The sequence below is a fragment of the Providencia hangzhouensis genome, assembly GCF_029193595.2.
GTDB classification, from domain to species: Bacteria; Pseudomonadota; Gammaproteobacteria; order Enterobacterales; family Enterobacteriaceae; genus Providencia; species Providencia hangzhouensis.
Window position 1 is genome coordinate 2,775,593 of the sequence record NZ_CP135052.1, and the last position, 20,019, is coordinate 2,795,611.

Genomic DNA, 20,019 nt, shown 5'->3' on the forward strand with positions numbered 1-20,019 from the left:
TCAGCTTTTTTATTTTAAATAATGCCCTAATATGTGACTAAATCTTCTTTAGTGATACCTATTTACTGCGTGTTTTGAGGTGGTTTACAGCAATATTATGACGTTGATCTTTAGATTGAGTTTCATACACCTTCATTTCCCCTCTTCCCGCTGGTAACGCCTGCTCAACAACAAGTTCCGCATCCGTCTGAGCAATAATATCTTGTAATTGTTGGTGCTGATTACACCAAATTGCATCAACATCCTGGTCTCGAGAATTATCCCGCTCTGCAGAAAAAGCCACTGTACGCGCTTGAAAACGAGCTTGTTTTCCACCTAATTCTAGTCCATACCCCGGCGTGGCAGGATGTGTGACGACCACTTTGCCATCATCCAGCCATGCTTTAACATCAGTATCTTGAACTTGATAACCGAGTTTTCCTAACCCTTCTAATACCGTTTTCCTTTGTGCAGTGGCAACAACCTGTTGTTCTGCAGTATTTACGGCATTATTCAGCTTACCTATCCATGCAGTTAACACTTCTATCGAGCTTGATTGTATACTCGCTAACGCATTCGAAATCATGGCTTCATTTTCATTACTCGCAAAAATAGCCAATTCATCACAAAGTTGTTCAATTTTATCGATAAGTTCAATTCGTTGCTGACTTAACTTCAATTGCCCTGCTAATGTCATGATCAATGAATCGGCACGTAAATGGCGCTGTGTGCCTTCTTTAAATTCTTGAAGCTCAACCAGTTGTTGTTCCGCACGCTGAGCTTCATCAGAAGAAGCGATTAATTTCAGTTTTTCAATCATCAATAGTAGCTGTTCACGTTGCTTGGCAAACGGCGTTTGAGGTAAACCTGATTGCCAAAATTGCTTCACGCCTTCAGATTGTGCTTTTAGCTGGCTCAATAATGCCGCTGCCGATGGTGTTAGTGAAGTTGATTGTGAACTCAATAAAGCTAATACTTTAAAAATTAATTTATTAGATTGGTTTTCATCCAGTTCACTAGCCGAAATTAATTGCGTAAGAAGTTCGGTCTCATTTGGCAGTTTTTCATGTACCAGTGCGATTAATTCAGCCAAATTATGTTCTCTGTACTTTTTTGTTCGGGCTAATAACGCTTGTTTTTCAAGTTGTTGCTCACGAACTTCCTGTACTTCGTTATTCAGTGTCCCAGTAAACTCAACCAATTGGTTATTTAATAAACTTAAATTGCGTGCTGACAATGTGGCAACCTGTGCCTCATTTTCCATTAACTGCTGGTATGCTTGTTTGATTTGTGCAATACGCGGCTGATGATATTGGCTGCGGTTTGCCAATGCATTCCACTGTTTAAATCGACGTTTAACTACCGCAAGCTGACGCCGACACTGAATTTCATTCATTTCCCTAACAGTTATACGATGAACCGATGAACTCATAACGCACCTTCTTGCGGATTTTGGCTCTCTATTTGAGAGAGGGATGAGGTTAATAAAGCCTGAGAAATGGCATCATGCAGTTGTTGCTGTGCCAAATCACGATTTTGATACCATTCGATAATAGAAACCCGGTAGCGTGCTGGTATCACTCGTGCCAGAACAGCACTGCGCCATAGCTCCCTAGAACGCGCTGTTTTTAATAGTGGGTGTGATGGTATGTCGCATTCAATACCGATGAGCAAACGGCCACTGGTTCGGTCCTCAACAATGCCATCAAAATGGAATACCCCATTTTGGCTTGCGGTGGTCACCTGCCAGCCACTTTGTCGAATAAAACTCATTACCGAATCGACAAACGCATTTTGCGGGAGCGTTTCGTTATCAACCGCTGACTGTGTATGACACATGCGACTAAGTAATTTTTTATTTTCTTTTTGCATTAATGGGTTACACGCATTTAACGCATAAGCCAGATAACCTTGTAAATAATCTCTTGGAATTTCCGGTTTGCGGTAAGTGGCTAGTAAATCAGAAATTTCATCTATTGGCATTGATGACATTATTACGACTTGCTGACGAGCACGAGTGATGGCGACATTTAAACGCCGTTCACCACCAGTTTGCCCTAATACCCCGAAGTTACGCCTGAATGTCCCCTGCGCATTGCGACCAAATGTGGTAGAAAATAAAATCACATCGCGTTCATCACCTTGCACATTTTCCACATTTTTCACAAAAAATGACATATCTTCGTCATTGTGAGTGCGTTGGTTTTCCTGCGTATACGCCTGAAGAAAATCTTCATCCTGTGCTGCACGTAATTGAATTATTTGATTAATTAATGTTGCTTGCTTTTGGTTAAACGTGACTACCCCCACAGAGGGTCGTTGTTCGAAAGGCCGTTGCCACATTGAAGCTAAATGATCCACGATAGCGACTGCTTCAGCTTCATTGCTTTGGTTAACATATGTACCATTGACTTGAATAAGCTGTAATGGCTTAATTTTGCTGACCATTTTAGAAGAAAACTGCGCTGGAATATTAAGCCTATTTTCGTAGAAAGCAAAATTGGAGAAATTAATCAGCTCTCGATAAGCAGAACGGTAATGAATATCCAATGTATGAATAGGCAACACTGTACGTGCTAAATGTAATAAATCCGGGCAATCACTAATTTGCCGGTAATCCCATTGCTCTCCTGCCAATTCTTGTTGGTCATCGTCTTCTTCATCAATATCGTCTTCAATTTGCTTGCCTGTGAAAAATTTTGAAGGTGGCATTTGCTTTTCATCGCCACTAACAATGGCCTGTTTGGCTCTAAATAAAGTCGATAAGGCAAATTCAATCGGCATCTGTGAAGCTTCATCATAAATCACACTGTCAAACATGGCACCTTCAAGAGGGAGCACCTGGCTCGCTACATCGGGTGTCATCAACCAAACCGGCCGTAGTTGCATTAACCCAATATCTCGACCTTCTTGTATAAATTCCCTTAAACGTCGCGCTCTTGGCCCTGCTAAACGAGTAATTTCTTCCCATTCTCGGCGGTTCCCTAACGTTTTGATATCTATATTGGTCGTCAATGCCAATTTATTGAATTGTTGTAATTGTTTTTGAGCATTTTCTAGTTCAGCTAGGTCTGACATCAGCTGGCCGTGATTAGTACTTAATGCAGGCAATGTTGCCTGCAATTGAGCTTTAGTAAACAGACAGAAATAATAGTTAATTGTTTGAATTAATTGATCTCTCCATTGCGTTGTGCCCCCTTCAGTTGCGATAAGTTGTCCAATAGCCGGTTTTAATAGCGTTAAGATCCCCCAATGCTGCTCGGTAAAATGTTGTGTTTCTTCCCGAAACGATTGGTAACGCTGTAAATTTTCTTTCTGTTGCGCTATCAGCACCAGTTCAGTCGTATTTGACTCACCGTTTACGATGGCCATCTTAAACCGTTCAACGGTTTCTGATGAAAATACGCTATCTAGCCGACTTAATTGGTTTAAGCTTTCCGTTTTTGCACGTAACTTAGCTATTGCCGCCCTGACTTCATGACATTGATGGATAAACCCGGCTTTTTGTTGCTGAGTAATCGCGTCTATAAAATGCAAAGGCTCAGGGTACTGAGCGAGAAGCTCAGCCATATCTGCCACTCGTTTTAATTGCATGACCAACGGTTGCAATGTGCTACGCCACAGGTGGTTTGGCTGAAGCTCAAGACCAAGCTGTTGATATAATGGTTGTAATTCCCTTTCAAGTAAACGCCATTGTTGTTCAACGGCAATGGTATTAAGCACTGACGTCTGTTTTTCAGTCGTAGGCGCTAAGCCACTAGCCGCCATAAATGACTGCAATTGGTTTTGCCGACGGTAGTAATACGGGTTCAAGAAACGTAACCATGACCTTTGCATTGTTTCCATCAATGCTCGCGATAATTGGGCAAGATGGTCATTATCAATCCCCCTAAACACAGGGAATAATAACGGGTCGATATTTTCTTCATTAATCGATAATAAACGCTGATACAACAGCTCAAGTTGGTTAATAACTAAATTTCCCGTTTCACTGCTAAATAGCGTTAACCAACGGGAGAAATCCTGCCATTGTTCAGCCGTTAATTGGTTAAATTGTGCTTCATGCTGTGATAACCATTGCTCATGAGTCGATAATTGAGTCAACGTAATTTGCTGATATGGCGTTTTATAAGCTTCATCACGTTGCTTTTCAGTATCGATCAATCCCATAATAGATTGATTAAACAATAAATATTGAGGGTCATTCACCGTAAACTGCGATAAGGCTTTTAGTGCATTATTTTCATAATCCAATTGCCACCAAGTATACGCATGTGACTTCAAATCATCCGTTAGTTGCTCAATCGTATGGCTATCAAATTGCGCTAATAAAGGCTTAATGTGCTGTTCATCAATATCAAAATGAGGAAGCTTTTCAAGTTCAATCAATTGGCTTAATACTTGTTTATAAGAAACTTGAAACTTTTCGTCGATATTATTGAGTGAGTGAAAATACCTATCTATTTTTTGTTCAAATAGCTGAACGCGATTTACAAGATGAATTCTCTCTCCCTGCCAATCAAGCTCAACGAGCTGGCTTTTTTCTTGTCCCCAAAGTTGCTCAATTTGTTCTCTCACCGCCAAAATAATCTCACGGCCTTTTTGGCTTTGGCTGATATATAGTGCTCTATCCCCTAATCCATTAGCAATCAAACGCTTATAGACTACTTCTAGTGCAGCAGGTTTTTGACACACCACTAAAACGGTTTGCTGACGCCCTATCGCATCTGCAATCAAACTCACGATGGTTTGGCTTTTCCCTGTCCCTGGCGGCCCCTCAATCAGCAGCCCCGTGTTAGCTTGTACAGCTTGAACAACTTGTTCTTGTGATGGGTCTGCCAATGACAATGCATACTGATTAAGTAAATTATCTGGCTGTGTTTCACTCGTGCTATTGAGCGGTGAGACTTTTAGCATTGTCGCTAAGGCTGTTTGGGAAATAGGTAGCCCAGCAATTTGCTGTAAATCGCTACTCATCGCCTGTCCAATAAACGAGGTATGGAAGAGTACCGCTGAACAACAGATTTGTGCACTATTCTCTGCAATTGAAGTAGTGATCGACGGAAGTGGCGCGAGTTCTGTACTTTGTATCGGTAATAAAGACGTAAGTGTCTCCATCATATCTTCAATGGTTAAACCTGCTTTAGATAATAAATTATCTAATATTGTTTGCCACTCACTCACCGGAGGTATCCCCGCAAAGCTTGCCAGTGCTGGATTTAAGCGTATTGCCGCCCTCTCATGATCAAAACTAAGCTGTATAGGGCTGTTTTGAGCTAAAGAAGTCCGTAATGAAACGGGCCATAAAAATAAAGGTGCAATTCGTGGTTTAATTTGATTCGGCTGTGTGTGCAATAATAAGAATGGGAAACCAAGGTACATGCCATCAATACCTGTATCCCGTTGATATAACTGCGTATCTGATTGTAGGATCCGTAATCGGCCATTGACGCCTTTATGCTGTAATAGCAAATCACTATCAATGGTAACCGTGCTTTTTTTGCGGTTCAATAAATGTTCAAGTAATGCACTTGCAGGGCGAACGGGGCTATCGCATTCCATTAAATCGACTCGCCCAGTATTTTGCGTTAAACGCATACGTACCAGGTTTCCACGTTGTGTCACTGACGTGAGCTTTTGTGTAAAAAACCTTAGAACTTCAAGAACATATTTTTGTGATTCGGGTACTTGCCAGTGTTCGAATGGAATAGCCAGCAATACGAGGATTTTGACTAACGGCAAGCGACGCATTAATAAAAAGTCATCAACCCAACCATCTAATTCAGGGATCCCTATACGTTTGAAATCACTGACTCGGTGGTTAATGAGCTGGTATAGTTCCCCTCTTGGTAACAAAAGTTGGTTTTTGGCTATTTCGCTATCAAAATTGTGGATATCATTGTGTTTTGCTAATTCAAAAGATTGCTCGACTAATGCAGTCAGTGAAACAAATTGCCCAATATCGGCACTTAGCAATAAAATATAATCAATTTCTTGCAGATTTTGTCTATCTAATAAGGCTTGTAGGCTTTCATTATGTGAGTCAGGAAATTGGCTATGCAGTAATTCCCAACGCGCAGCGAGCTGGCTTATTGACGTGATTAACAAATACAGTTTCAAGCTTTCTTCATTGAGTAATATATTCAACTGTTCAGCACGTTGGCGTACTAAACATTGGCGGTGGTAGAGCTGCACTAACCAATGTTGTGGGTCGATATTCTGAATATGTTGAGTTAATGGCTCACTAATTAGTGCGTAAGCAAGAATAGGCTGTTCTAATAACCAAGCTGGTGTGATGATTTCACCACGGTAAATAAATGGCATATTCGGGTTTAGGATTTTTAAAGCTAAAGTGAGTTTAATATCTTGATTAATTTCACTTTGTAAGGCTCCATCTAGCGTTTTTGGGCTATCTAAAAAAGCCTGAAGTTGTTTGAGTTGTTCCTGACTATTATCAAACTTTGCTAACCACGACGTTAATTCCCCGCGTAGCAAAAATTGGACTGCACCATCCCAATGAGCTTGTTCACCAGCAACCATGGCAAAAGTATCTGGCTGAGAAAATTGCTGACCGGCAAACTGGACTTGATGGTATTGAGTTGGCGAGCCTGCTATCGCACTTTTCGGTGCTTGGACCGCTTTCCCCTCTAGCCATGCTGACACCTGCGGCCATTGCCAACGTAAAAAACGATCCCGGCACAATAACCCGCGCAATAATAGTTGTAAGTTGGGGTCTAAATCATCAGGAAAATCAACGCCATTAGTCATGACTTGGATTAAGAACGCATTATCATGAACTTGAGCAAAACACTGCCCTTGGGTCAGTTGTTCTAATAAAATAACCCCAAGACTCCACCAGTCTGATGCGGCGCTCACACCGCCTGCTAAGGTTTCTGGTGCGCTATAACGGGAAATATCTAAGGGTGTTACGATATCAAGGTCAAATTCAGACAAACTCGCAGAGCCATATTCAATTACCACAATATCTAAAGGCTCGCGGCTGCGGATCAATAAATTAGCGGGACATAGATTGCGATGACGTAAGCCATGCTCAGTAAATGCCGCTATCGCTTGCCCCATTTCTTCAACCAATTTGGGAATTTCATGTAACTGCCAAAATTCCCCTTGCTGAACAAATTGGCTCAGTGAGCCACCTTCCAATAATTCAGTCACATGCCAAGCGCGGTTTTCCCAGCGTCCCGTTTCATAAAACTCAGGCACATGGTCTGTTGGGATCAATTGAAGTACTTGATAAATCGTAGGGTCAGGTTCTTCACCTTTTTGATATAAGGTAAGCACACCATTTTTGTCGTTTTCAATATGTGTGACTAAATAACGTTCACGTGGGCTATCGTTTTGGTTAATACGTCGTTCAAGCCGCCAATTGCCAATCAGTCGTTGAGATTGCTCCTCAATATTGCTTAGTTCAAGAGCTGCATCCGCCCCACACTCAAGGCAGATAAAATCCCCCTCATCCATGGAATGCCCATTCACACAAACTCTTTGTTCAATAATTTGGTTATTTTGATTATTCTCATCAATACTGAGTTTTGGGCTCTCCATCGAGGTATTGTGCTCATCAATGGGGCGCCAACCCGTTTCATGAATATCTTCAAGGGTTAAATCCCAGCCACAAAACTGATTATCTCCTTGTGGTGTTTTAATTTGCCCAGCACAAAAAATTTCAGTTAACGGTCGCTCTGTTTGGCAATGTGGGCAAAAACGTATCATGGTCATCCATTCATCCAATTAATTATTTTTTTAGTTGTCGCAAGGATTGATCTTGCTGTTCAATCAAGGTCCGCAAACGCAACATATCGTTACGTTCAGGAACCCCCGCCAAAAATAGCCGCCCTGTTTCATCAAACGCTAAATCCAGTACTTTATCTTCTGGTGTTATCGAGCGCTGATATGCCATAAATCGCGCTTTTCCTAATGGCGTTAACATATGCAATTGCTGATTATCACTGCCTTTGAGCATCTGGGTTTGCGGAAGATCCACAATAAATGGCTCACTAATTAAGGCATCAATATTGGGAGCCATTTGTAAAACACGCTCTTCAATGTGTTCCCATTGATAACCGCTATAGACTAAAATATCCGCATCTGTTAGCTGTTTAATCCCTTTCACTAATGCGGATAAGGCTTCAGGCTGTTCAAACGGTTCTCCCCCTGAAATCGTGATGCCATCTGCGAATGGTAACCACTCCGTTATCTGGTCCAGTAATTGTTTCACCGTGATGCTATTGTCTTTCACTTGCCATGTATCAGGAGAAAGACAGCCTTTACAACGTAATGAGCATCCCTGAAACCAGATACCAATACGCTTTCCGGGGCCTAGGGCCGTAATGGGAAAATGAACTCGTGAAATATTAACATTCACCACATCAATTACTCATCGCTGCTAACGTGATTTGCGTTGTTTCACCTGTGGCAATTTCGACAATTTGATAAGCCGAATTAGGTTGTAAATCTTGGTCGAAAACAGCGCGAGATAATGGGTTAATTAAATAGCTTTCTAATTGGTTACGTATACCTCGACCGCCATTAGATAAATCAGCTAAGCAATGTTGTTTTAACGTTTCTTTGGCTTGTGGTGAAATTGAAATAGTCAGTGATTGCTTTTCCAAACCAGAAAGAATATTTCCCACCATTTGTTCGAATATTTGTTGTGCCACATCGGGGCGAATAAAATCAAAAACAATAATGTTTTCCCCAATTCGGTTGAGCAGCTCTGGTCTATTTAACACTAATTTAAAGTGACGTTCGATTTCACTTTTCACGTTACGCGTCACCGTTTCGAAAGGCTCACTCGGCTGGACATTCGCTACCCGCTCACCATTTGCATCCAAACGATAAATGCCAAGATTTGACGTAAAAATAATCAACGACTCTGAAAAATAAACGCGATCACCACGTCCTGAGGTCAATACACCATCATCAATAATTTGTAGAAATTTATCCATTAAATGAGGGTGTGCTTTTTCTATCTCATCAAACAACACCACACTAAACGGCTTTTCACGAATGGCATTCGTCAATTCACCACCAGAATCATAACCGACATAGCCAGGAGGAGCGCCAATTAAACGTTGGTCTGCATGTTCTGCACTAAATTCAGACATATCAAAGCGGATATACGCACTTTCATCACCAAATAGCAATTGAGTGACCGTTTTCGCCAGTTCCGTTTTCCCGACACCCGTTGGCCCCGCTAGAAACAAAACGCCTCGAGGTCGCCCACCTTTATGCCCCCCCACTCCGGTCATTGCACGTTTAATAATGTCCAATAAATGAGTGACGGCATGTTGTTGTCCTTTAACTCGGCGAGAAATAATCTCTGGTGCGTTATGTATTTTCTGCTTATCAATTTTTTTCCAAGGGTCTTCCGTTATGCCTACTTTATAACGTCGTACCGCATCACTAATACGTGTCACAGGGACATTTTCAATCCGTGCGAGCTGCACTATCGCCGTTAAGTCCAGTAACAAGAGTCCTTCTGTTTCATCAATAAAGTCATTAAATAAGCTGTCTTTATCCGCTTGTTCTATGCTATTAACATCAGATAATGAAGCTAACAACATTGGCGTAAGAACCCGACGAACTTGGCTGTCAGGCTTCGCAACAGGAATGGCTCTCACTCGTGGGTTATTAACTAAAAACCAATCAGGTAAATCGGTTTCTTTCTCCACAATCCAAAAAATAGAATTGTAGAACGGCTGGTTATTTTCCCCTGCTGGTCGCGTTTTTGCTTGGTGAGAAACCACCAGAGCCCGAGTAAATAAGCTGTGCTCAGCGGGAGTCAGGTTATCGCGATGGGAAATCAAGCAAGAGGCGAAATCAATACATAATGCAATTGGCTGCTGCTTATAGTTAATAAATTTTTCCAGCAAATGATTCAACATATCAATACCACCAGCAGCTTTATCATCAGCCATATGCAAACCTAAGTTTTGCATCAATGTGGCACTCGCTTGCGAGTTTTCTGTGGGGCTCGCCACGCATTGAAAACCAATCAGTGGTGTATAGGTAATAACATAGGCATACCCTGCCTGAAACAAGTTATTAAAGAGTGCTTGGTTAAACGGCAGTGGTGTCACTACCCTAGGCGCAATTTCGCTGGCTTGTAGGTCTCGAACATTGCCAAATAGAACAAACTGACTTTTCAGTGGAATAAATCGCAGTAAGTCTCTTAACCAGCGCGGTTTTTGAAAATCCATGTTCATAGCACCCCTTGAGTATGAAAGTATTCTTTGCAGTTTACCTGAAATCACTAGCAAATGGCGTCAAGATCTTGAACTCATACCGTATTATCTGAACATTCTCATTTAGATAGAAATAGGCTAAATTTAAAGCAGAACAGGTTTGTGTTTATTGCCTGATAATTGTTCAATAATTTCGTGATAGCTTCTTCTTTTTAAACAATTATCACTGTTAATTCCTAAACTGTCGCTATAGTATTGTATTAATGAAGACCAAAGCAGAGCGAGGTGAGTCATGTGGCAAGCAATGTGTCGTTTATTAAGTGAACACTTAGGTGAGGCGGAGCTACGTAACAAAGTCATTCTGTCTGGTGGTGATATTCACCATACGTTAAGAATTGACTATGGCGAACACACCGTGTTCATTAAACAAAATCGGCGTGAGTTTTTGCCTTTATTTAAACAGGAGGCTGAGCAACTTGAAATGCTCGCTAAAAGCCAAACGATAACCGTTCCTAAGGTTTACGGTGTTGGCAGTAATAAGCACCACAGTTTCCTTCTGCTCGAATACTTCCCTCTTAAGCCTTTCGACAACACCAATGCATGGCATTTTGGCCAACAATTAGCGCGTTTACATCAATGGGAAGAGCAGCCTAGCTACGGGTTTGATTTTGATACTATGCTAAGCACAATTGTGCAACCTAATGGCTGGGAAAAGCGTTGGAATTCATTTTTTGCAGAAAAGCGTATTGGCTTGCAATTACAACTCGCTTCCGAAAAAGGAATGGTATTTGCTGATATTCAGCAAATTGTCGATATTGTTAAGGAGAAACTTGCTGGGCATCAGCCACAACCCTCTTTATTACATGGTGACTTATGGCCAGCTAACTGTGCTATCACTCAAAATCTTGAAGGTGTATTATATGACCCCGCATGTTATTGGGGAGATAGGGAGTGTGATATAGCAATGTTGCCATTATATCAAGATCTTCCGATCCAAATTATTGATGGCTACCAAAGTGTTTGGCCGCTCCCCAATGGCTTTTTAGATAGACAACCAATATACCAACTTTACTATTTACTTAATCAAGCCCATATCTTTGGTAACGAACAAAGCTACCAGCAAGCACGCACGATTATTGATAATCTACTCAACGAAAAATAAGCTCCTGTTTTTTAGCATTTAGCACGACAAATAATTAATTTTCTAAATAATTCGAACTGTGGCAAGGCGGCGATTGAGGATAGTTTGGGGAGCATACACAAGTATGTGACCCAAATAGCCGAAAGAAGCCAACACCGCTACAGCTCGAAGTATGACGAAAATTCGAAAATTACCAATTAAGGAAACGCAGAAGAAAATACAACGCTAGCCCCAATACAATTGGCCAAAAATAAAGAAGAAAAAATTGAGTGAATATCGTATGACGTGGAATAGTCACCTTAGCTTCAAGCTCTTCTTTTGAGATGTCTATCCCTTTTGCTTTTTCTATGATCACGTGGTCTTCTAAACTTTCACGAATAAACTTAATTTGCCGGTACATACGCAAACCTGATGCACTAAGCGCCAGTCCAACAAAAATAAAAATAAAGATGATGATAAAGCTGATATTACTACCGGAAAACCCATTAGCGACTTGAGGTACTGGTGAGTTATTCCAAAAGAAATTTAGGAATGGTGTACTTTGACGGGTCATTTCCGCCATTAATTTAATAAAATCATTAGCGACTGCATTAATCCCTTCTCCTGCGAGCCCCTTCATGCCTGCCAGTTTAATTAAAGACGCCAATGTCGAAATTAATGCTAACAGAAAAACAACCCAACCCAGAATACGTTTGCCGATTGCGACATAATTGGCATTATGGTAATTCATTACTGCTTTTCCTCAGCGTTATGATTTTTGATAAATTTTTACAATGATTATTCAACGCTAATCATAGCTGAAAATATTCATTGCCTCCAAATTTCAATTCACGATTAATAATAATATATAGACTTTCAGACTAATCAAAATAGTGAGGCTATTCATTACCATTATACTTTTACTTCATACTGTCCGAATATTCCTCAATATTAGACTAATACTGATTTCAAGTAATACGCTTAAAGTCAGTTTACTGATATCATGACTTCTTCGTTAATAAATACGACATGAATGGAGTTTTGACATGTACCATAATCTTCCCATCCAATCGGTCATTTTTGATATGGATGGTTTACTGATCGACTCGGAACCTTTTTGGGCACAGGCTGAACTTGAGATTTTTTCACAATTGGGTGTTGACGTTTCAATTGCGGATACCCTGCCTGATACCTTGGGTTTACGTATTGACCATGTGGTGGAGCTTTGGTACCACGCTTCCCCTTGGCAAGGATGCAGCCAAGAAGAAGCCACACAACGCATCATTGACCGTGTTGTTGGCTTAGTTGAAGAAACTCGCCCTATTCTACCGGGTGTGCAACATGCGATGGAACTTTGCCGTTCAATGGATTTAAAAATTGCGCTGGCTTCCGCCTCTCCTTTGTACATGTTAGAAAAAGTATTAAACCTTCTGGATATTCGTGATTATTTCTCCGCGGTTATTTCCGCATCTGATTTACCCTTGAGTAAACCTCATCCTGAAGTTTATCTTAAAGCAGCAGCTGAGTTATCGACTAAACCCGTCAATTGCGTTTCATTAGAAGATTCATTTAACGGTATGATTTCTGCAAAAGCCGCCAGAATGCGTTCAATTGTGGTGCCTGACAGCAAGCATTTTAATGACCCGCGCTTTGGTTTAGCGGATATCAAATTAGCCTCACTGAATGACTTAAAGGCTGAACATTTACGTTAAGAATACCTTGAGTGTCTAATAAGTGTTCTCCCCTATCTAATTTAGGTAGGGGTATTGTGTTAAATTATAAAATACTTCCCTTATTTGCTAATAAATAAGAGTTTTTTTATCTTTCTACCACTATCATATTCTTTTCAAACACTTTATACTGCCAATCAACTGTATAGATAAACAGATGGTATTTTATCCACCATGACAGCTGAAGGGCATCTGCTTTTTTCCGTCGCCTCTTTAATAATGGCTCATAAACTTCAAATCACCCCAGAGATTGCTCATGGTGATTGGCTGCACATGGTTCCAGGGGCCTTATTAGGCGCATTATTGCCCGATATTGACCACCCCTCTTCAATTCCTGGTCGACTACTACGGATTTTTTCATTACCCATTTCCAAATTGTGTGGGCACCGGGGGTTTACTCATAGCTTAGTTGCATGGTTACTTTTGATGATTTCTTGTTATCAATGGATACCAACCGAATGGGCAATTCCAAATGATATTATCCAAGCTTTTTTATTAGGTTATATCAGTCATCTAGTCGCTGACATGCTCACCCCTTCAGGAGTACCATTCCTATGGCCACTCCCTCAACGCTTTTGTTTTCCCATGATCCGCGGTAAAAATAGCCAACGAGGGGAACGCTTTATTGCCATTATTTTGACTGTTTGTGCCTGTTTTTTACCTGCAGGTTACCAATTCGATTTTTATAACCACATTGATATGATTATAAAATATATTCATAATCAAATAGATACACACATTCCCACATAAATTATAGTTTTGTAATATAATGTAAGTATGAATAATACTATATTATTACTTTTTGATATAAGAAATGTGTTTTATCAACTGATAACATATAACCAGTTGTTTGAAGCAACTAAATCCTTATAACCAATAAGGACTAAAGGGCAAGTAACATACCTTATAAAAATATGATTTGGAGTTCGGAATGAATATTCCTCTAATTATTAATGTGCTCGGCTTTGTAGCACTACTAATACTGTTGGCAAAACTAGGGGCTAAAGGCTGGAGCCTATCTAAAAAAGTGTTAGTCGGTCTGGTTTTCGGTGTTGCCTACGGGGTAATACTGCACCTCGTGTATGGTAGTGGCCACCAAACGGTAAAAGACTCCATTCTGTGGTTTAATATTGTCGGAAATGGTTATGTGCAGCTATTACAAATGGTGATTATGCCATTAGTATTTGCTTCAATACTAAGTGCAGTGGCAAGGCTACATAAAGCTTCTTCGCTAGGTAAAATTAGCTTTTTAACAATTGGCACTTTGTTATTTACCACAGCTATTGCGGCGTTAGTGGGTATTTTAATTGCCAATTTATTCGGCCTGACTGCCGAAGGTTTAGTTCAAGGTCAATCCGAAACAGCACGTTTATCAGCAATAGAAAGCAACTATATTGGGAAAGTTTCTGACTTAACCGTGCCTCAGCTAATCTTATCGTTTATTCCAAAAAATCCATTTGCAGATTTAACGGGTGCAAACCCAACGTCAATTATTAGTGTCGTTATTTTTGCTGCTTTCTTAGGTGTTGCCGCACTGCAACTGTTTAAAGATGATAAAGAGCGTGGTGAAAAAGCCTTAGCAGCGATTGATGTTATGCAAGCTTGGGCAATGAAATTAGTTCGCTTGGTCATGCGTTTAACGCCATATGGTGTGATGGCACTGATGATTAAAGTCGTAGCAAGTTCAAACTTGCATGACATCATCAACCTAGGCACTTTTGTTATTGCGTCCTATGTTGCGTTAGGCATTATGTTTGTTGTACATGGTATTTTAGTGGCGACGACTGGCTTAAACCCTATTAAATTCTTTAAGAAAGCGGGCCCGGTTCTGACATTTGCATTCACTAGCCGTTCAAGTGCTGCAAGTATTCCACTAAATATTGAAACACAAACACGTCGTTTCGGTATTCCTGAATCGATTGCTAGCTTCTCTGCATCGTTCGGAGCAACAATTGGGCAAAATGGTTGTGCGGGTATTTATCCTGCAATGTTAGCCGTGATGGTCGCACCGACAATGGGTATTAATCCATTCGACCCGCTGTGGATTGCGACATTAGTCGGTATCGTGACTATCAGTTCCGCAGGTGTCGCGGGTGTTGGTGGCGGTGCAACTTTCGCCGCATTAATTGTACTACCAGCGATGGGCTTACCAGTTACATTAGTTGCTCTGTTAATTTCAGTTGAGCCATTAATTGATATGGGTCGTACTGCATTGAATGTCAGTGGTTCAATGACAGCAGGCACAGTGACTAGCCAGTTGATGGGTGAAACAGATAAAGCAATATTTAATCAAAATGATGACGCAGATTTAAAACACGTTTAACTTATCATTATGATTCAAATGAAACCTGCCTTCTGGCAGGTTTTTTTATGATTATGATAAGTATGTGAAATTTATTTACCTTGGGGAATATCAAAAAAACCAGTTTTTTGTGCTGAATAATATTGCAATAAACTGGAATAACGTAAGATAATAAAGCCTGAGCAACGTTTTCTTGAGCTTCCTGCTTGTGTTGCGTCAACCCATTTTCTATGGGTATTTTATCAACATCATTTATGGTTTTTTAATATGACTAATAATGTCCATATCCTAAAAACTGATCCTTCAGATAACCCTTGTGTAAGCTGCGGTGCATGTTGTGCCTATTTTCGTGTCTCTTTTTATTGGGCTGAGGCTGAAAGTGGGGGTGGTGTTGTACCACAACATTTAACTGAGCAAATAACCCCATTTATGAGTTGTATGCAGGGAACAAACCAAAAACATAATACGCGTTGTAGCGCTTTAGAGGGCACCATTGGAGAGTGTGTGTCTTGTTCGATATACACACAAAGGCCAACACCTTGCCGCGAGTTTGAACAATCTTGGCAAGATGGTATTTATAATGAGGCGTGCGATAGAGCACGTGCTGCTCATGGTTTACCCCCTTTAGAGCCTCATCAACCACAAATAGCGTGCTAGCCGTCAATGACCCAGATTTTTCTGGGTTATCTCTTTTTTGAGCCAAATCTGAAAAATGCGTCCTTGCACACGTGTTAATCATCCAGCTATTTAAATTACATAATTTCGTTCATTACCTGCATCGCCAACTCAAAAGAGTATAAACGAGCTTGATGATCAAAAATTTGGCCATTTACCATAATTTCATCCGCTTGAGTTTGCCGTAATATCGTATCCAACCCATGACGTACCTTGGTTTTATCCCCTACCAATGACATGCCTAATGCTTGTTGAACACCAAATTTTTCAGCGGGTGACCAAATATTTTCCATACTCTCAACAGGTGCAGACAATTGAGAAGGTTGACCACGACGTAACATAACAAAGGCTTGCTGCATCGACGTAAATAAAAACTCTGCTTCACGTTGAGTATCCGCGGCAATGATATTGATACAAACCATCGCATACGGCTTAGAAAGCCTCTGCGATGGCTGGAAATTAGCACGATAAACTTCCAACGCCTGTAATAATAAATCAGGGGCAAAATGAGAAGCAAAAGCAAAAGGAAGCCCCATTTGCGCGGCTAACCTTGCACTGTATAAACTCGATCCTAACAACCAAACCGGAATTTTTTCACCAAAGCCTGGCACTGGGCGCACTGCTGGGTCTGGGTTTATAGCATCAAACCAATTAATAATTTGCGCAACATCTTGCGGGAAATTATCGATATCCGTATTCATATGGCGGCGTAAAGCTTGCATCGTTCGCTGATCACTTCCAGGAGCACGCCCTATGCCTAAATCAATACGTTCAGGGTAAAGTGTGTTTAGTGTGCCAAATTGCTCTGCGATCACCAACGGGGAATGATTCGGCAACATAACGCCACCAGAACCTAAACGTAAATTGTGAGTATTTGCGGCAAGATAGCCTATTAACACCGAGGTCGCCGCGCTGGCAATCCCAGTCATATTATGGTGTTCCGCAAGCCAATAGCGGTGGTAACCGAGTTTTTCTGCTAACTGAGCAATATCAAGGGAATGAGCAAAAGCCTCTTTCGCCGTCGAACCCTGAATGATTGGCGCAAGGTCGAGTAAAGAAAGGGGTATTTTTTTATCTGACATACACACTCACTTTGTTAGAATTTTGTTTAACCTAGCTTACCATCCTAGACTATCCCCTTTGATGTCTCCAGCACTGAAATTTGCATTAGCACAAGTGGTCTAAAAATGTAAATTACCGTCTAATAAGCCACTGTTTTATATAAATTATGGTTCAAGCTTGAATAAAAAGTGCAGTAATTATGGAGCTTCCGTCAGGGGAGGTAAAAGCGATTGCGAGACAATATGAATTGGTGAATGATTTGCCCATCACCAATACAGAGGATACTGAAATGAAAAAATTAAATACCAGTTTATTAGCTTTAGCATTATTAACCGTCGGCTTTACCGCAGCAGCAAATGGCGTTAACCACAAAATGCCTCGTCAGCACATGGGTAACCATCACAATATGGTGTATAGCGTTGCGGAACAAACGATGACACCAAATGAAACTGCAAAAAAGCTGGCCAATAATGCGCCCAAAATTGAAGATGGCAAACGCTATATTGTCAAAGTTACAGTGATGGAAGTCCCTGAATTTAAACCAATGAATGCCATGCCAACACCAGAGCCAATTCGTGTCCCAGCTACACAGTAATAATGGTATCAATAAAAATTAATTAAGTTATCGGCAAAACCTTTTATATTGATAAGTACAACCAGATAGCACCTATCAATAAAAGCCGATATCTTATCCAGACAATAAAGAGTTCTACACTCTAAATAACTCATGGTGCAGTTAGGCGACGAATGAATTCCGTCAACAACGCTGTAACTTGAAGTATGACGAGTATATATATCCTACGATTGCCTCTGTATACCAGAGGCTTTTTTTTAAAAAAAGTTTCTCTGAATTGGACCTTCCTCTCTAGTAATAACACCTAATAGCGACTACTCTTAATTCAAGCAGATTGTTAATAACTGTAATTTATTAACACTTTGTTTGACATCCCTTAAATAGAAAATCAGGAGCTTATCATGGGGTATTTTGAATTAAAAAAATCCACTAAAGACGTTGCTCAGCCTTACTATTTCGTTTTAAAAGCAGCAAATCACGAAGTGATTGCAAAAAGTGAAATGTATGCATCTAAGCAATCTGCGCTTAAAGGGATTGCCTCTGTCCAAAAAAATGGCTCTTCTGAAACAATTAAAGATCTAACTGAGTAAGTTTCTGTGGCCCCAGTCTTCTGCGAATCGGGGCCACTTTTTTATCTGTTGGCTTATATAACTTACATAAATACACGCTATTGCAAGTAACACAATTTAAATTAATTGCTATTCAATTTAAGCACTAATCAAATTAACCTAAGTAACGCGGTCACAATCGCAGCTGACAACACAATGATAATAAATGGTTTTTTAAACCAAGTCAGTACACCTGCCACTAATACCCCTACAATTTTAGGCCAATCCGAAACTTCATCACCTGAAAATAACGTAGACGTTGCCGCAACTGAAAATAAAATAACAATGGCTGCTGCTGAAAATAATACTTTGCTATTCTCCGAAAGGACTACTCGACCGCGTAGCAAAGCCCCTGATGCTCGCATTAAATAAGTACCAACCGCCAACAGCAGTATTCCGCTAATAATTAACCACGGGTTATTTGTCACTATTATTTCCTTATATAAACAACCAAGCTCAATAATGCCAGTAATACAGGGATCCCCGCTGGTAGTATCGGTGTCGTTGCAACAGCGATAACTGCACCGATAACAGCGGTTAACCGCAGGCGTTTATCCGATAACGCGGGCAATGAAAGCGCTAAAATAATCGCAGGAAACATCGCATCCATACCATATATATGAGTATCATTAATAAAGCTGCCCAATACCTCACCTATCACAACACCAATTGGCCAACACAATAGAATACCTATCCCACACAACCAAAAAGCCGCACGTTTTTCTGATTCAGTTTCTTGAGCTAAGCCAAATACAACACTCTCATCATTCATAATATGATAGCCCAATAGCGACTTTGCTCCCTTCCCCGTTAAATCACTAGTTGCAAAACTAAAGGGGATATGTCGTGAATTGACTAATAGCCCCGCGAGTGCAGCAGAAAACGGGCTTCCACCAGCAAAAATCACGCCGATAAACAAAAACTCGGACGCCCCTGCGAGCACTAAAATAGATAAAGTCACTGGTATCCACCAGTCAAATCCCTGTGAAAGCGCCAATGCACCATAAGAAATGCCAACAATTAAGTCAGCAAAACAGACAAGAGCTATATTTTTCACTGTGCTATGATTTAGCTTTGAGCTTATTGAAGTTAGCATCCCTAGACCGTTCGATATATAATACGTTTGTTCATTATGTCGATAGATAGTATAAAGTGCAATCTAAATAGGAAAATTAAAATTGAATCTACCTTCACCTCCCATTGAGTTGATTTCAAAAGCCCTTGTTCGTGAAAGACAAAAAAGCGGGCTATCCCTATCAGAGCTATCTCGCAAAGCGGGTATCGCTAAATCTACACTTTCTCAATTGGAATCGGGTAGTGGTAACCCAAGTATTGAAACCTTATGGGCACTTTGTGTAGCGTTAGATATTCCTTTCGCACGATTAATTGAAGAAAAGCAAGAAGCTGTCACTGTGATCCGCCATGGGGAGGCGATACCGGTCAGTGCCGAACACGCGAATTATTTGGCCTTTTTACTCTCATCAGCCCCCGCAGATTCGCGACGTGATATTTATACTGTGGTTGCCCAGCCCGGTCGTGATCGTATTTCAGAACCTCATATGCATGGCGTCAGCGAGCACATCATTATTATGTCTGGCAGAGCGTTAGTCGGCCCATTGGATAACCCTGTTGAGCTACAAGTTGGGGACTATATTCACTACCCCGGAGATGAGCCACATATAATGCGAGCCTTAGAACCGAATACGATGGCTGTTATGGTGATCGATAAACAAAATTAATCGCCTATCTAGCCCAATAGATTTT

At 40.8% G+C, this 20,019-nt stretch carries 16 protein-coding genes; 8 read left to right on the forward strand and 8 right to left on the reverse strand.

Going from position 1 to position 20,019, the window contains the following annotated elements; translation table 11 throughout:
- Window positions 1-58: 58 nt before the first annotated feature.
- Genes PZ638_RS12555 through PZ638_RS12570 form a run of 4 tightly spaced genes read right to left on the reverse strand, consistent with a single transcriptional unit; the run spans window position 59 to window position 10,199 of the window.
- Window positions 59-1,411, reverse strand: coding sequence for an AAA family ATPase (locus PZ638_RS12555; protein WP_164455734.1), 1,353 nt, complete (start codon window positions 1,409-1,411; stop codon window positions 59-61).
- Entirely contained in the window at window positions 1,408-7,716 is a 6,309-nt protein-coding gene (locus tag PZ638_RS12560) for an AAA domain-containing protein (RefSeq protein ID WP_275612119.1), read from the reverse strand. The genes PZ638_RS12555 and PZ638_RS12560 overlap by 4 nt, the downstream gene beginning before the upstream one ends.
- Window positions 7,717-7,732: 16 nt before the next feature.
- On the reverse strand, window positions 7,733-8,365 hold the full coding sequence (locus PZ638_RS12565; protein ID WP_197701515.1) for a 4Fe-4S single cluster domain-containing protein: 633 nt from the start codon (window positions 8,363-8,365) through the stop codon (window positions 7,733-7,735).
- Between the two features lies 1 nt (window position 8,366).
- Entirely contained in the window at window positions 8,367-10,199 is a 1,833-nt protein-coding gene (locus tag PZ638_RS12570) for an AAA family ATPase (RefSeq protein WP_036958655.1), read from the reverse strand.
- Window positions 10,200-10,476: 277 nt separating this feature from the next.
- Here PZ638_RS12570 and PZ638_RS12575 point away from each other — a divergent pair, with 277 nt between their 5' ends.
- Entirely contained in the window at window positions 10,477-11,346 is an 870-nt protein-coding gene (locus tag PZ638_RS12575) for a fructosamine kinase family protein (RefSeq protein ID WP_004263637.1), read from the forward strand.
- A gap of 169 nt (window positions 11,347-11,515) precedes the next feature.
- Here PZ638_RS12575 and PZ638_RS12580 read toward each other — a convergent pair whose 3' ends face one another.
- A complete protein-coding gene (locus tag PZ638_RS12580) occupies window positions 11,516-12,055 on the reverse strand; it encodes a YniB family protein (protein WP_004263634.1) in 540 nt (179 codons plus the stop codon).
- A 295-nt stretch (window positions 12,056-12,350) separates the two neighbouring features.
- Between PZ638_RS12580 and hxpB the strand changes: the two genes are divergently transcribed.
- The 4 genes from hxpB to PZ638_RS12600 all read left to right on the forward strand — a co-directional run bounded on the left by hxpB (window position 12,351) and on the right by PZ638_RS12600 (window position 15,993).
- Window positions 12,351-13,016 carry a hexitol phosphatase HxpB gene (gene hxpB / locus PZ638_RS12585; protein ID WP_004263628.1) on the forward strand — a complete coding sequence of 222 codons (666 nt, stop codon included), beginning with the start codon at window positions 12,351-12,353 and terminating at the stop codon, window positions 13,014-13,016.
- Between the two features lie 192 nt (window positions 13,017-13,208).
- Window positions 13,209-13,784 (forward strand): metal-dependent hydrolase, encoded by a 576-nt coding sequence (locus tag PZ638_RS12590; RefSeq protein ID WP_094961739.1) that lies wholly within the window; start codon window positions 13,209-13,211, stop codon window positions 13,782-13,784.
- A 181-nt stretch (window positions 13,785-13,965) separates the two neighbouring features.
- Window positions 13,966-15,357 (forward strand): L-cystine transporter, encoded by a 1,392-nt coding sequence (locus PZ638_RS12595; RefSeq protein WP_094961738.1) that lies wholly within the window; start codon window positions 13,966-13,968, stop codon window positions 15,355-15,357.
- Window positions 15,358-15,603: 246 nt separating this feature from the next.
- Window positions 15,604-15,993 carry a YkgJ family cysteine cluster protein gene (locus tag PZ638_RS12600; protein ID WP_094961737.1) on the forward strand — a complete coding sequence of 130 codons (390 nt, stop codon included), beginning with the start codon at window positions 15,604-15,606 and terminating at the stop codon, window positions 15,991-15,993.
- A 95-nt stretch (window positions 15,994-16,088) separates the two neighbouring features.
- Here the strand turns inward: PZ638_RS12600 and PZ638_RS12605 are convergent, their stop codons facing one another.
- Complete coding sequence (locus tag PZ638_RS12605; RefSeq protein WP_094961736.1) at window positions 16,089-17,093, reverse strand: luciferase-like monooxygenase; 1,005 nt, start codon at window positions 17,091-17,093, stop codon at window positions 16,089-16,091.
- Between the two features lie 179 nt (window positions 17,094-17,272).
- Between PZ638_RS12605 and PZ638_RS12610 the strand changes: the two genes are divergently transcribed.
- Both PZ638_RS12610 and PZ638_RS12615 read left to right on the forward strand, forming a co-directional pair.
- On the forward strand, window positions 17,273-17,668 hold the full coding sequence (locus PZ638_RS12610) for a hypothetical protein (protein ID WP_004263615.1): 396 nt from the start codon (window positions 17,273-17,275) through the stop codon (window positions 17,666-17,668).
- Window positions 17,669-18,048: 380 nt separating this feature from the next.
- The gene (locus PZ638_RS12615) at window positions 18,049-18,237 is read left to right on the forward strand and encodes a YegP family protein (RefSeq protein WP_004263611.1); all 189 of its coding nucleotides are present in this window, start codon (window positions 18,049-18,051) and stop codon (window positions 18,235-18,237) included.
- 128 nt (window positions 18,238-18,365) lie between these two features.
- Here PZ638_RS12615 and PZ638_RS12620 read toward each other — a convergent pair whose 3' ends face one another.
- Entirely contained in the window at window positions 18,366-18,683 is a 318-nt protein-coding gene (locus tag PZ638_RS12620; protein ID WP_172412227.1) for an AzlD domain-containing protein, read from the reverse strand.
- A 2-nt stretch (window positions 18,684-18,685) separates the two neighbouring features.
- Window positions 18,686-19,351: an AzlC family ABC transporter permease gene (locus PZ638_RS12625; protein WP_094961251.1), complete on the reverse strand. Its 666-nt coding sequence runs from the start codon at window positions 19,349-19,351 to the stop codon at window positions 18,686-18,688.
- 82 nt (window positions 19,352-19,433) lie between these two features.
- Between PZ638_RS12625 and PZ638_RS12630 the strand changes: the two genes are divergently transcribed.
- On the forward strand, window positions 19,434-19,994 hold the full coding sequence (locus PZ638_RS12630; protein WP_144140111.1) for a helix-turn-helix domain-containing protein: 561 nt from the start codon (window positions 19,434-19,436) through the stop codon (window positions 19,992-19,994).
- The last annotated feature ends 25 nt before the right edge of the window (window positions 19,995-20,019 follow it).